Genomic DNA, 13184 nt, shown 5'->3' on the forward strand with positions numbered 1-13184 from the left:
TCCATCGGAAGATCCTCATGACCGACCCGATCGCGCCCTCCCCTGTGGCTCCACTGCCCAAGGCCAGGCTGAAAGCCTGGTTACCACTGCTGGTCGGCGCCATACTCGCGCTGTCGTTCCTCGAATATGCGCGGACTCATATCCTCATCAAGCTGGCCGATGCCGGCTTTGGCGCCGAGACGGCCGGGTTCGCACAGCGCGGCCAGATCACCCAATGCAGCGACGCGATCGACAGCGACAAATGCGTCGCCACCTGGACCCGGGCCGGCAAGCCGCCGACGGTGTTGTGGTTCGGCAATTCGCAGCTCTCCGGAATCAACCGGTATCGGCCGGGCGACGTCAATGCGCCCGAACTGTTACGCCGCGCGCTCGCCGCGCGGGGCAAGTATCTCGTCACCTATAGCCAGCCAAACGCGAACCTGACCGAAGAGGCGATCGTGTGGAACGCCATCGCACCAGTCTATCGCCCAAAGCTCCTCATCCTGCCGGTATGCTATGACGATATTCGCGAACTCGGCGTACGCGAGACGGTGGGCGATTTCACCGAACGCAAGGGCGTGGTCGCCAGCCTTGAGGCGCAACGCTATTGGCCGGTGATCGCCGGATCGATGCAGGAAAGCCTGAAGGCGGCATCCCCCCAGGTCGCCGAGGGGCATCAATCGCTGCAGACCAGAGTCGAACGCGAAGCGACCGGCTTCCTTGCAAGGTATTGGTCATTGTGGCGGGCCAAGCCTTCGCTGCGCGGCACGCTCGGCTTTGCGATCCATACGCTGCGCAACCAGATGCTCGGGATCCATTCGACCAGCAAGCGCCCGGTGGATGCCAATGTCTATCGCGACCGCATGGAACTGCTCGACGGCATGGTTGCCGATGCGCGAGCACAGGGAGCGGACGTGCTGCTCTACGTACCGCCCTATCGCCAGGATATTGATGGCCCCTATCCGATGGCGCAGTACCGGGCGTTCAAGACCGAGTTGCAGGCGCTGGCCAAGCGCCACGGCGCGGGGTTCGTCGATATCGACCCGATCGTGCCCGGCCCCGAATGGGCGACCGTCACCGACGAACTGTTCGGCTTCAAGGAAGCCGATTTCATGCACTTCACCGCCGCCGGCCATAAACGCCTCGCCGCTGGAATCGACCAAACCGCGCGCCGGATGGGATACTGATCGATGCTGTTCAATTCAGTCACCTTTCTCGGCCTGTTCCTGCCGATCATCTGCATCCTCTACTGGCAGTTGAAGGGTAACGCCCGGCTATGGCTGCTGCTGCTCGGCAGCACGACCTTTTACGGTTTCTGGCGGATCGAATTCGTACCGCTGATGCTCGGCAGCGCGGTGATGGATTATTACCTCGCGCTGCTGATCGACCGGCAGGAGGATCCGATCAAGCGCAAGCGGCTGATGCAGGTCAGTCTCGTGGTGAATCTCGGCATCCTCGGATTCTTCAAATATTTCATCTTCTTCCGCAACAGCGTCTTCTCGCTCGCCGAGGTGCTGGGCTTCCATCCCAGCTTCACCACGATCAACATCATCCTGCCGCTCGGTATCAGTTTCTATATCTTCCAGACGCTGAGCTACACGATCGACGTCTACCGCCGCGACCTGCCGCCGGAGCGCAACATGCTGCGCTACCTGACCTTCGTGACCTTCTATCCGCACCTTGTCGCCGGGCCGATCATGCGCCCGGACATCCTGATCCCGCAATTGAAGGACCCCGCCCCGTTCGACGGCCAGCAGGTTCGCCGCGGCATCGAGCGCATCATCGCGGGCCTCTTCCTCAAGGTCGTGCTGGCCGACACGATCGCCGGGTTCGTCGACCAGGGATTCGCCGGCAACATTGCGCAGATGAGCGCGTTCGACGCCTGGACGCTTGCCTTCCTGTTCGGATTCCAGATCTATTTCGATTTCGCCGGTTATTCATCGATCGCAATCGGTTCGGCGATGATCATGAACATCTATGTGCCGGAGAATTTCAACTTCCCCTATGTCGCAACGTCGCCACGTGAATTCTGGAAGCGCTGGCATATCTCGCTGTCCACCTGGATCCGCGATTATGTCTATATCCCGCTGATGGGCCGCTACCGCGAGCCCGGACATGGCGCATGGGACACGCTGGCCGAGAGTTCGGAGAATGTGCCCGGCGCCGCCAAGGTGACCGAGGGCAAGCGCACCCGCGCGCTTTTCTCGACCTGGGCGATCATGGGGTTGTGGCACGGCGCCAATTGGACCTTCGTCCTGTGGGGCGTCTACCACGCCGCAATGGTCTGGGCGCAGCGCGTCATTTCGCCGCGCATCCGCATGCCCGGCGGCGTGATCGGTGCGCTGATCGGCGTCGCGGTCACCCTGCCGCTGATGATGGCGGCCTGGATCCCGTTCCGTGCGGTCAGCCTGCACGACACCTTCACCCTGTGGAGCAAGATGCTCGACCCCCGCCAATATCACGCCTTCGGGCTCGCCCCGAACAGCTATATGATGGCGGCGGCGCTGACCGTGTCGATGTTCGTCGTTTGGTTTGTCCGCGACCGCATCGTGCCGCGTTTTGCACCCAACGGCGCGCCGCTGATCGTCGCGAAGACTGCCTATCTGACCTTCGCGATCGCGGTGGTGTTCGTGATGCTCGAAGTGAAGAGCGCCTTTATCTACTTCCAGTTCTGACCTGCCATTGCTGGCTGTTATCCGGAAAAACTTTTTCTGGCTGTCCAATCGGGCTCTCAGCCTAAATTTCAAGCCAACTTACAATCACTTGCGGGAGGCCGGCTGTTATCGAATAACAGCCAGGTAACAGCCAGGTAACAGCCAGCTTGGCTGGCTGTTCTCTGCCGGAACAGCCAGTTCAGACTCATATGATTTTGACCGGTCATGAGAAAGAGCGGGAGCAATCGTCCGGCTCCTCGCTGCCATGCCCAATACCGATGTTGAATCGTCGCAAGCCTTCATGGCCGATATAAGGTTCGACCGACCCTGTTGGAGTTCGTCAGGCGGCCAGGTGGCGGCTCGCACGCTCGGGCGCTTCTTCCGGTTCAACGATCCGCCTTGGCCGCGCCATCACACCGCAGCACAGGCCGAAGATCACCGCGATCGCTGCGGTGCGCAGCGGATAATCGACGAACTCGTGCAGGATGATGATTCCGGTGATCACCGTCGCCGCCTCCGAAAAGGCATCGCGGGTCGCTGCGCGCCAGATCACGATCGTCGTGCGCAGCCACCAGGCGGCAAAGCCAAGCATCAGGATGACCGCCGGCACACCGCCGGTCATGATCAGTTCGAGAATGTCATTATGCGCATGGTTGGCATAGACCCGGGTTACCGTCTGGGCATCCTCGAACTGCGGGAAGACGGCACGGAAACCGCCGACACCCGATCCGAAAGGCATGAACGTGCCGATCGCCTTTATCGTCCGGGACCAGAGCTGAGGGCGCCCCATTTCGGAGCCAGCGGCGAACTGGCCGCTCGACACATGCCCCCATATCAGGACCGTCGCGATCACACCGATCGCCAAGACGGAAACCCCGATCGCGCCGATCACGCCCATGCGAACCTTGCTGTTGCCGCGCCGCAGCCTTGCGATCAGGAAGATCGACGCCAGCCCGATCAGCGACAATCCAATGCCGGCCAGCGAATTGGCGATCCAGATACCGAACAGCGCGACCAATACGATCGAGATCAGGACCAGCCAACTGGCATTGGGCTTGGTCGATCCACGTTGCGCAACGAACAGGGCGGTCGCCGCCGGAATCGACAGCACGCACAATGTCGCAAGATGGTTGCTGTTGGCGAACAGGCCGGTCGCCTCGCCGCGATTGGAAATCTCATACAGGTAGAAGGGAGATTCGATGCCGGTCATCCGCTGTGCGAGCCCGACGCTGACCGACAGGATCAGCAAGAGGATCAGCATAATGAACAAGGCGATCAGTCCGACGCGCGGGGCACGCATGCCGATCAGCGCCGCTGCGATGACCGGGAGCATGCTCAACGCCGCGCCGATCGTGCCCTCCGGCGTCAGGCTGATCTGACGCCAGCCATTTTCGACGCCGGCAAGCGCCATTCCCTGGGTGACAATATCCCGCGCCGGCAAGGCCGACCAAAGGACAGGCGGAAGCGGAACGAGCTGGAAAACCGCAAGGCCGACCGCGCCGCACAACAGCAGCAGCAATCCCTTTTGCGTCCCACCCGGATAATTGTGCCGCGAGACGATCGCGAGCGCGATGCCGAGCGCGGCCGCGAACTGGATCGCGGCATTGGCATAAACGCCACCGCGCGACGACCCGCCAAGGACGATGGCGACGCACAGGAAAATGGTCGCCGGAATGATGGGCGCGGTACGGTTCATGGCGTGACCGATGGCTGGGGCGACGGGATCGCCGATGTCGAAATGGCAGCCGAGTCCGGCGCGGAGGTGGGCGCTGTTGCACGCTCGAACTGGACCGCGGCAATGCGCGCATTGAGACGCACGGGGAATTCCGACGCTGCGCCGGTGAGCGACAGCGACACCGCCTGGCAGGTTTCGGGCACATCGAACGGTGCCGATAGTTGCGGCTTGCCGGTCACATTGATGTCGAGCGCCAGGTTGCCGATCGGGCGATTGCCGGGCAGGCAATATGCCTGCCAGGTCAGGGTGGTTCCGCCACTCGACGGGCCCTCGCTATTGGCATTGGCTACCGTGCTGCGCAGCCGATAACCGCCCGGCTGCAGCACGACCACCTGAGTCGCCAGCGTCACCGGCTTGCGGCCGGAATAGGACAGGTCGAGCCCATTGTTCGTTTCCGCCCGATCACCGTCGGCAGCAGTCAGCTGCCAATTGAACGGCGGCGGTCCCGGCATACCCTTGAAGTGCGCATCATAAGGTGTGTCGACGCTCGCCAGTGCGGATTCAGGCAGATAGGAGACCCAGGCAAGATAAGCTCGTTCGTAATCCGCCTTGGTAATCAGGTCGGCGACGAACGCGGCGCGCTCCTGCTCGATCGTATAGACGTTGCTATTGCCCGCATCCATGATCGCAAATCGGATCGCCGGATCGAACCCATTGGTCTGCAGCGTACTGAGGAACGGCCCGCGCCAGCCCGGATTGCCCCGCAGCGCCGCGGCAATCTGCGAAATATTGCGGCGGTCCTTGGCCAGTCGGGCAAGGATCGGCACATAATTCGGATATTGCGACGGATCGACCGAAAGCAGCCGCAGCGTGCTATTGGCTGCCTCCACGGTCCGGCCGTTCCGCATCTGCTGATCGAGCCGCCATAGCCATGCCAGCCGCGTCCGTGGCTCCAGGGCGAGCGCATGCGCGACCAGCTTGGCCGCACGTTCCTTGTCGCCCTTCGCCGTCGCATCAAGCGCGACCAGCGCGAATGCCGTACCGTCGAGCGGCTTGCTCGTCAGCCTTTGGCGCAATCGCGCGAGCTCGGCCGGGTCGAACTTGATCGCCAGCCCGCCGTTCACATCGATCAGCCGCGTCCGCAGAATCTCCGGATCATCGCCAAGGACGATGGTAACCGCGTCGATCCGGCGGTACGCGGCGCGATAGACATGGCTGAGCGACGCCCAGCCAGTGGCAACGACGAGAACTCCCGCGAGCGCCCAACGCGTGGCGCTCGAATATAACAAGTTACGCTGCGGCATCGACGATCAGTCGGGATTGACCGAGAGCTGACGCTGCGGATCGGACTTCTTGTCGCCCGGTTCGCGGCCATAGCCATAGCCATAGCCGTACCCATAGCCATAACCGTAGCCATAGCCGGACGTGCGGGCGTTGAACTTGGTCAGCACGACGCCGATCAAATGCGATCCGGCTTCCTGCAGGCGCGCCACGGAGCGCTTGAGCACTGGCCGGCGGATCCGCCCCGCCTGCACGATCAGGATCGTCGCTTCGCACATCGACGACAGCAACGGCGCGTCGGCAAGGCCAAGGATCGGCGGCGAATCGATGATCACGATATCGACGATGCCTTCAGCCTCCGTCAGCAGTTCGCGCATCCGCCGCCCGGCGAGCAATTCGGCTGGGTTGGGCGGGATCGGGCCCGACGGCACGACGTAGAGTTCATCGATGCTGGTGCGCGCGATGTGGTTGCGGATGCTGTCATGGCTGGCGAGCAGCGACGACAGGCCGCATTTCTCCTCCAGCTTCACCTTGAAGGTCGGTTTGCGCATGTCCGCATCGATCAACAGCACGGTACGACCCGAACGCGCGAACTTCTGTGCGAGTGCGAGCGAGCTCACCGACTTGCCTTCGCCCGGCGCGCAACTGGTGATCAGGATCGACTTGGCCACACCACCGGACGTGGCGAAGTCGATCGAATTGCGTGCCGACGAATAGGCCTCGGACTGCTCCGAGGTCGGGTCGTTGAGCAACTCGGCCACCGCATCGCCCTTTGGCGCGGTCGGTACCACGCCGAGCAGGGACAGCTTGAGCTTGTCCTTGATATCGTCCGGGTTCTTGACCGTGTCGTCGATGAACTCGATGGCAAAGGCCAGGCCGACGCCGAGCATCAGGCCAAGGAACAAGGCAAAGGCAAGATTGCTGGGAATCGACGGCGAAAACGGTGCCCCTGGCACCCTGGCGCGATCGATGATCGAGACCAGGCTGTTGGCGACACCGCCGGCAACGCCGACTTCCTTGTAGCGCTGCAACAGGCCGTCATAAAGTTGACGGTTGGTATCCACCTCGCGCTGCAGAATGGTGTACTGGATGCTTCGCCCGCGCAGGTCCATGACCGAAGTCTTCAGGCCGTTGACCTTGCTGCGCAGATCATTCTCTCGACCGACAGCTGCAAGATATTCCGACCGAAGATCGCCTGCCGCGGCGCCCGAAATGCTGCCCGATGTCGTTGCGATCTGCCGCTGGAGCGACTGGATGCGCGCGCGCAGCTGCTGCATTTCGGGGAAGTCGGGTTTGTAGATATTCAGCTTGTCCTGATACTCTGCATCAAGTCCGGCTTTCTGGCCGATCAGCGTCTGCACCGCGGCGCTCTGTACCACTTGCGATTGCGGCGCGGTGCGCAGGGCGTTGCGATACTTCTGCTCCACCGCGATCCGGTCGCTCTGTGCCGCGGACAAGGCTTCGTTCAGCGTAACCAGCGATGCGCTGTCCAGCGAGCTGCTGGTCGTATCGCCGCCATCGTCGCCCTTGTTCTGATTGACGACGATGATCCCGGCCTTTTGGGCATATTCGACCAGCTGGCGCTCCGACGTCTCAAGCTGCGACTTCACCTTCGCGATGCGATTTTCCAAAAAGGTGCGCGCATAGGAGGTCGCACCATATTGCCGCTCGAGATTCGAGGCGATGAAACCATCGGCAACCGCGTTGGATACGTCAGCGGCAAGCTGCGGCGACGGGCTGGTGAAGGTGATGTTGATCAGCCGGCTGGCGGGAACGGGCACCACCGCCAGGTTGCGCTGGATCGTGCCGGGGCCGACGCGCGGCCGGTCCGGCCGACCGCTCTTGCCGTCGAGACCAAGGTCAGCGATCACACGCTCGGCAAGCGAACGGCTTTTCAACAAGCCGATCTGCGTCGCCAGATATTGCGGATCGCGCACCGCCGTCTGACGATTGCCACGATCATTGTTCGAGGTGATGTCTTCCTGCGCCAGCGCGATCTCGACCTGCGCCGCCGATTTGTACATCGGAGTCGCAAGCAGTGAAACGGCAAGCCCGACCAGCAAGGCCAGGATCGTGCAGCCAGCGATCAGCCAGCGCCATTTGGTCAGGACGCGCCAGATTTCATGCGGGTCGATCTCGGCGATCGCCCCTTCAGCCGGCGGCGCGGCGCGAAACGGCACCAGCCCCGCCGAACGGGGATCGACCAGCGCGGTCTGCCCGGGGCCGCGCAGCGCGCGATCTTCGGGACGCGGTTGATACTCGTTCATGAAACCCCCGAATTATAAATCATGTCAGGCGCGGCAACGGTCATCGTCAGAACGGCCTGAAAATTGCGAGCAACGGTACTGTGCTCAACGCGTCGCGGAAATTCTGCCGCGCCTTGCTGCCGTCGACGACGATGATGTCATTGCCGAAAATCTCCGGATCCGGCTGCGTGCCGCGGCGAATGTCGGTCAGGTCGAAGGACGCGGCCTGACGCTGTCCCTTGATCATGCGGAATACAACCACGCGGCGCGGATTGGCATCGGTGTCGGTACCCCGCGCCAATGCGATCGCCTGGATCAACGTGGTCGATCCTGCGAGCGGATAAATGCCCGCCTGCTTGACCGATCCATCGATCGTGACACGCTGGCTGGTCGCACTTTTCACCGCAACACGCACTTCGGGGGATTGCAGATATTTGGCACCAAGTTTGGTCGCGAGTTCGCTGGACAATTGGTCGGTCGTCTTGCCGGCCGCCTCGACCTGGCCAATCAGCGGCATGGCGAAATTGCCGGTCACATCGACCGTCACGTCACCCGACAGGTCGGGAACCCGGAATACCGCGACCGACAGCGTGTCGCCGGGACCGATATGATAGCTGTCGTCGGTCTTGAGGGCGACCGGCGCATCGGGCGAGCCGAAATCCTGGACGCCGTACGGCACGGTACCACCGCGCTTGTCGGCGCACGACGCCAGGGCAAGCGACATTATCGCGACCAACCACAGCTTGTGGCGAAGCAGGGATAGGCCGCCAAGGAATTCCCTGCGGCCGCGTTCAGCGTGAGCGATCAATGCCAGCTCCATAAATTCAACGGCGAAGGGCCCCCTCGCATGATCGTGGCGGTTTAGCACCCGGCCCGCTGGAATCAACCCGACAGGGAATTGTGGTGGATTCACCGCCAACTCCCCAATCCTGTTGCCCCATGGGCCTGGATGCCATTCTTGCGATTTTATTTCGACCCGGAACCGGTAATCACCGTCCGGACCGTCCGGAACAGGATCAGCGCATCAAGCCAGGCCGACAGATATTTGATATAATAGAAATCGTAGCACAGTTTATAATGCACGTCGTCAATCTCCGCGACATGCCCCTGATTGACCTGCGCCCAACCGGTGATGCCCGGCTTCACGACGTGGCGATAGCTGTAGAAAGGCAGCTCACGCTGATACCAGCTCGACAGCGACATCGCCTCCGGGCGCGGACCGATCCAGCTCATTTCGCCGCGCAGGATATTGAGAATCTGCGGGATCTCGTCGATCCGCGTGCGCCGCAGGAATTTACCCACGCGAGTGATGCGATAATCCTCATTCTGCGTCATCGCGCGGCGACGTTCATCATCTCCACTCGTCGCGCCCGCCGGCAATGTCCGCATGGTGCGAAACTTGTAGACTTGGAACGGCTTGCCGCGAAAACCCATGCGCTGCTGGCGAAACAGCACCGGCCCGCTCGAATCGAGCCTGATCGCGATGGCAACCACCGCCAACAGCGGCAACAACAATGGCAGGAGGATAATCGCAGCCGCGACATCGCTCAACTGCTTGAGCTTGCCATAGCCTTCGTTGGGCGCAAGCGACCCCAGGCCATTTTCCGAAATATGTTCGATCTCGAGCTGCCCGGTGATCGATTCGAGCAACTGCTTCATATGATAGACCGGGATGCCCTCAAGCGCGGCATCGGCCAACAGCCGTTCCCACTCGTCATCGATGTCGGCGCGCAGATCGACGACAATGCCCGAGCCCGGCGACGCCGGCAGTGTCGGCTCGCGCATATGGACCCATTCGACATTGCCGACCCCTTCCAGCCGCGAGATATCGCCGGTCGGAACGACATGGAACACATAGGCGGTCGATCGCAGCCCGAAATAACACAGCATGAAGAAGGTGACGATCGACAGCCCCAGGCTCGCGAGCAGCACCGACACGACATAGTCGAAGCGGAATGCGAGCAACACCGCCGTGACCAGGCCATAGGAGGTGAAGAAGGACGGCAGCACATATTCATAGGCGCGCACGCCCGGGAAATTACGGAACCGGCGAAACAGCATGATGCCGAGCAGCACCGCAATCGCCACTGCGATCATCGAATTGAAATTGGTGCTGTATTTGAGAATGCCCTGCGGCATGAAATTCGCGCGCGCGATCACCGGCAGCGCAACCGCCACCAGCAAGCCGATAGCCAGTTGGACGCGCAGGCGCTCGGCCGGCGATTTCACAACCCCATGATGCCTCTGCAATCGCGACTGCAGCATTATTGAACGCCCCCTATTAGGCCCCGACCAGCAGACTACGCGCGGATCGGGCGGTACACATGTTGCCTAATTGGGTCCACATACTTGCGGTTCCCCAAACAAGTCCTCTTTATCAACAACTTACACCGGATGATGCTTACAGCATTGTAAGAATCAGACCCGGAGGCAACGCATTTGAGCGACGCCCGCGCACATACGCCATGATTGATGACATTTACAAACACTTCGCAGGTGCAGCGTTCTCGCTGCGGGACGGAACGAATTGGGGGCGAAAAAAGATCCCTACAAACTGTTCGGGGGCGATTGTCCCGTTGATCAGCACCGCAAACTCGTGCTTTGGCGCGAACCATGAAGGACCGATCATGAGCGGCACAGAGCCAGGGCCCGGCGCGGATAGACCGGTCATTTTCTTCAACCGTTTCTATGCGCCCGACCATAGCGCGACCGCGCAGATCCTGTCCGACCTCGCAGAATATCTCGCCGGCAAGGGCCGCGACGTCACTGTGGTCACCAGCAGAGCGATATACGGTCAGGACCAGGGATTGCTACCGCCCCACGAAGAGCGCTGTGGCGTCACCGTAATACGGACCGCCACGCCGGGAGGACGGCGCGGCATGGCCGGCCGGATCAGCGCGTACCTGGCTTATTATATCACGGCATTCTTCACGGCACTCCGCATGGCGCGCCGCGGCACGATCCTCGTCGTCAAGACCGATCCGCCCCTGCTGTCGGTGCCGATCGCGATCGCCGCCCGGCTACGCGGCGCGACGCTGGTTCATTGGGTGCAGGATCTCTACCCCGAGATTGCTGGCGCTTATGGTATGCGCCTTGCCGACGGGCCGATCGGCAAGCTTTTCGCTGCGATCCGCAATTGGTCCTTTCGCCGTGCATCGGCGGTCGTGGCGATCGGCGATCTGATGGCCGAGCGGATCGAACGCATGGGCGTGACGCGCGACCGGATCGCAGTGATTCCCAACTGGTCGAACGACATCGACATCACCCCTTTGCCTATCCGCTCGCCGGCGCTCCGGCAGGACTGGGGCATTCCGGCGGACGCGTTCGTGCTCGAATATTCAGGCAATCTCGGCCGAGCGCATGAATATGACACATTGCTCGATGCCGCGATTGCACTGCGCGACCGGCGCGACATCTTTTTCCTGTTTATCGGCGGCGGCCATATGTCGGAACAGCTTGCCGCGCGCGTCGATCAACTCGGCCTGACCAGCTTTCGTTTCGCTCCCTATCAACCGCGCGAACGGCTTTCCGAATCGCTCGGCGCCGGCGATGCGCATTGGGTCTCGCTCCGCCCGGAATTCGAAGGCCTGGTCGTGCCGAGCAAGGTTTTCGGAATCTGCGCGGCCGCGCGCCCGGTCATCGCCGTATGCGCCATGGACGGCGAATTGGTCCGCCTGCTTGAACCCGGCTATGCCTGCCTCGCTGCCACTCCGGGCGACGCCGCGGCGCTCGCGGTCGCAATCACGACGCTCGCCGACGATCGTCCGCGCGGCGACAGAATGGGCATCGTCGCACGCGATATCCTGGATCGCCACTATACCAAGGCCCGAACGCTGGAGCGATGGCGCGCGTTGCTGGACCGGATGGGACCACAGCAGATGAGAATCGTTGGCACAGCGCAACAAAATCGCGTGTCGGACGTATAGCGATCTAACCGACCAGAAAATGAAGTAAGACGGCCAGAGTGGGAATTTTTGGAAAGTTCGGGCGCAAGCAGCCCAAGGCACCGCATGTACCAAGCGGCCCGCCCGACGCGCGCGCTTATGCGATCGGCGACATACATGGCCGACTCGACCTGTTGCGTGCGCTGATCGACGAGATTGCCGCGGATCGCCGCGCAAATCCCTGCCAGCGCGAATACATCATTTTCCTCGGCGATCTGATCGACCGCGGGCCCGATTCGCGCGGCGTGCTCGATTTTCTGCTGCAAGCGCGAAATTTTCTGCCCACGCCGGTCTTCGTAATGGGAAATCACGAAGAGATGCTGCTGCGCGTTCTGGAACGCGACACCGACCAGTTTCGCGACTGGCTACGCTATGGCGGCTATGAATGCGCACAAAGCTATGGGGTGGAGGTCGGGCGACTCGCCCTGCTCGATTCGGCAGCGGCGGCGGCTTTTGTGCGGCGCGCAATTCCCGACGATCATTTGGCCTTTATCGACAGTTTTGTGGATAGTTTTCAGTTCGGTGATTATCTGTTCGTCCACGCCGGCATCAGACCGGGCGTTCCAATACAAGAACAGAAAATTCAAGACTTGCGCTGGATTCGTGAAGATTTTCTCGACAGCACAGTCGATCATCAGCTTATTGTTGTCCATGGACACACAATTAGCGATGGACCCGACGAACAACCCAATCGAATTGGTATCGACACTGGCGCCTATACATCGGGTATTTTGACCGCCTTGTGTATCGAGGGAACCGGACGGCGCTATCTGACAGCTCGTTTTTGACTGGAACCATGTTCGATGTGGGGCGTTGCACGTGGGAATTTCGATCCTTTTCAGGCCGGAAGGTCGATTTTCGGGTAGACAAATCCACATGCCGTCGGTATCGGATTTGGTGAGCCTACAAGTTGAAGCGGTTAAAGGGAGACTGAAATGAAATTTTCGCGGGTGACCGCCGCCATCCTCATGGCGAGCCTTTCGTCGCCGCTGATCGCGGCGTCGGAACAGACTGTTGGCAAGCTGACCACGGCCAGCCAGGGCACGTTCGTTGCTCGTGAGGGCAAGCTGATCGCAGCTTATCCTGGCCAGTCGCTCTACACCGGTGATCGGGTCCTGACGCGCGGCAAGGCCAACGCCAAGGTTTCGATGGCAGGCTGCAGCTACACGCTCGCACCGACGTCGATCCTGTCGGTCGGCAAGTCGGCATGCATGACGGCGCCGAAGTCCTTCGCGGTTGCTCAGGACAGCACCGATGCGGGTTCGGGCGAAGGTTCGGGTTCGGGTGGCACGATCGTCGCTGTGCTTGCGGCAATTGCCGTTGGTGCCGGCATCTATGTCGCTGTCGACAACAACGACAGCGCACCTGCCAGCCCGTAATCGTTTGGCATGACGAAATCGAACGG

The 13184-nt window shown here is 61.4% G+C and carries 10 protein-coding genes; 5 read left to right on the top strand and 5 right to left on the bottom strand.

The annotated features are described in order from the left end of the window. Positions 1 to 17: 17 nt before the first annotated feature. Both H3Z74_RS12730 and H3Z74_RS12735 read left to right on the top strand, forming a co-directional pair. Positions 18 to 1166 carry an SGNH/GDSL hydrolase family protein gene (locus H3Z74_RS12730; RefSeq protein WP_187760033.1) on the top strand — a complete coding sequence of 383 codons (1149 nt, stop codon included), beginning with the start codon at positions 18 to 20 and terminating at the stop codon, positions 1164 to 1166. Positions 1167 to 1169: 3 nt separating this feature from the next. Next, entirely contained in the window at positions 1170 to 2654 is a 1485-nt protein-coding gene (locus H3Z74_RS12735) for an MBOAT family O-acyltransferase (RefSeq protein ID WP_187760034.1), read from the top strand. 319 nt (positions 2655 to 2973) lie between these two features. On the opposite strand, the gene H3Z74_RS12740 is transcribed toward H3Z74_RS12735, so the two are convergent. From H3Z74_RS12740 to H3Z74_RS12760, 5 genes are all read right to left on the bottom strand, one after another. Then, positions 2974 to 4329: an O-antigen ligase family protein gene (locus H3Z74_RS12740; RefSeq protein ID WP_187760035.1), complete on the bottom strand. Its 1356-nt coding sequence runs from the start codon at positions 4327 to 4329 to the stop codon at positions 2974 to 2976. Beyond that, a complete protein-coding gene (locus H3Z74_RS12745; RefSeq protein WP_187760036.1) occupies positions 4326 to 5612 on the bottom strand; it encodes a tetratricopeptide repeat protein in 1287 nt (428 codons plus the stop codon). Before H3Z74_RS12745 ends, H3Z74_RS12740 begins: the two co-directional genes overlap by 4 nt. Positions 5613 to 5618: 6 nt before the next feature. Then, positions 5619 to 7856, bottom strand: a complete 2238-nt coding sequence (locus tag H3Z74_RS12750; RefSeq protein WP_187760037.1) for a GumC family protein — start codon at positions 7854 to 7856, stop codon at positions 5619 to 5621. 46 nt (positions 7857 to 7902) lie between these two features. Next, positions 7903 to 8559 (bottom strand): polysaccharide biosynthesis/export family protein, encoded by a 657-nt coding sequence (locus H3Z74_RS12755; RefSeq protein WP_187760038.1) that lies wholly within the window; start codon positions 8557 to 8559, stop codon positions 7903 to 7905. A 242-nt stretch (positions 8560 to 8801) separates the two neighbouring features. After that, positions 8802 to 10064, bottom strand: a complete 1263-nt coding sequence (locus tag H3Z74_RS12760) for a sugar transferase (RefSeq protein WP_229726551.1) — start codon at positions 10062 to 10064, stop codon at positions 8802 to 8804. 398 nt (positions 10065 to 10462) lie between these two features. On the opposite strand from H3Z74_RS12760, the gene H3Z74_RS12765 reads away from it, so the two are divergent. The 3 genes from H3Z74_RS12765 to H3Z74_RS12775 all read left to right on the top strand — a co-directional run bounded on the left by H3Z74_RS12765 (position 10463) and on the right by H3Z74_RS12775 (position 13158). Beyond that, positions 10463 to 11761, top strand: coding sequence for a glycosyltransferase family 4 protein (locus H3Z74_RS12765; RefSeq protein ID WP_187760040.1), 1299 nt, complete (start codon positions 10463 to 10465; stop codon positions 11759 to 11761). 38 nt (positions 11762 to 11799) lie between these two features. After that, complete coding sequence (locus H3Z74_RS12770; RefSeq protein ID WP_229726552.1) at positions 11800 to 12567, top strand: metallophosphoesterase family protein; 768 nt, start codon at positions 11800 to 11802, stop codon at positions 12565 to 12567. 147 nt (positions 12568 to 12714) lie between these two features. After that, the gene (locus tag H3Z74_RS12775; protein ID WP_187760041.1) at positions 12715 to 13158 is read left to right on the top strand and encodes a hypothetical protein; all 444 of its coding nucleotides are present in this window, start codon (positions 12715 to 12717) and stop codon (positions 13156 to 13158) included. The last annotated feature ends 26 nt before the right edge of the window (positions 13159 to 13184 follow it).

The organism is Sphingomonas alpina (genome assembly GCF_014490665.1).
Taxonomy (GTDB): domain Bacteria; phylum Pseudomonadota; class Alphaproteobacteria; order Sphingomonadales; family Sphingomonadaceae; genus Sphingomonas; species Sphingomonas alpina.

Bases quoted from the DNA above. Each gene is read 5' to 3' on its own strand.
- H3Z74_RS12750 (WP_187760037.1), bottom strand. From the start codon at position 7,856: ATGAACGAGTATCAACCGCGTCCCGAAGATCGCGCGCTGCGCGGCCCC.
- H3Z74_RS12740 (WP_187760035.1), bottom strand. From the start codon at position 4,329: ATGAACCGTACCGCGCCCATCATTCCGGCGACCATTTTCCTGTGCGTC.
- H3Z74_RS12775 (WP_187760041.1), top strand. From the start codon at position 12,715: ATGAAATTTTCGCGGGTGACCGCCGCCATCCTCATGGCGAGCCTTTCG.
- H3Z74_RS12745 (WP_187760036.1), bottom strand. From the start codon at position 5,612: ATGCCGCAGCGTAACTTGTTATATTCGAGCGCCACGCGTTGGGCGCTC.
- H3Z74_RS12755 (WP_187760038.1), bottom strand. From the start codon at position 8,559: ATGTCGCTTGCCCTGGCGTCGTGCGCCGACAAGCGCGGTGGTACCGTG.
- H3Z74_RS12735 (WP_187760034.1), top strand. From the start codon at position 1,170: ATGCTGTTCAATTCAGTCACCTTTCTCGGCCTGTTCCTGCCGATCATC.
- H3Z74_RS12765 (WP_187760040.1), top strand. From the start codon at position 10,463: ATGAGCGGCACAGAGCCAGGGCCCGGCGCGGATAGACCGGTCATTTTC.
- H3Z74_RS12730 (WP_187760033.1), top strand. From the start codon at position 18: ATGACCGACCCGATCGCGCCCTCCCCTGTGGCTCCACTGCCCAAGGCC.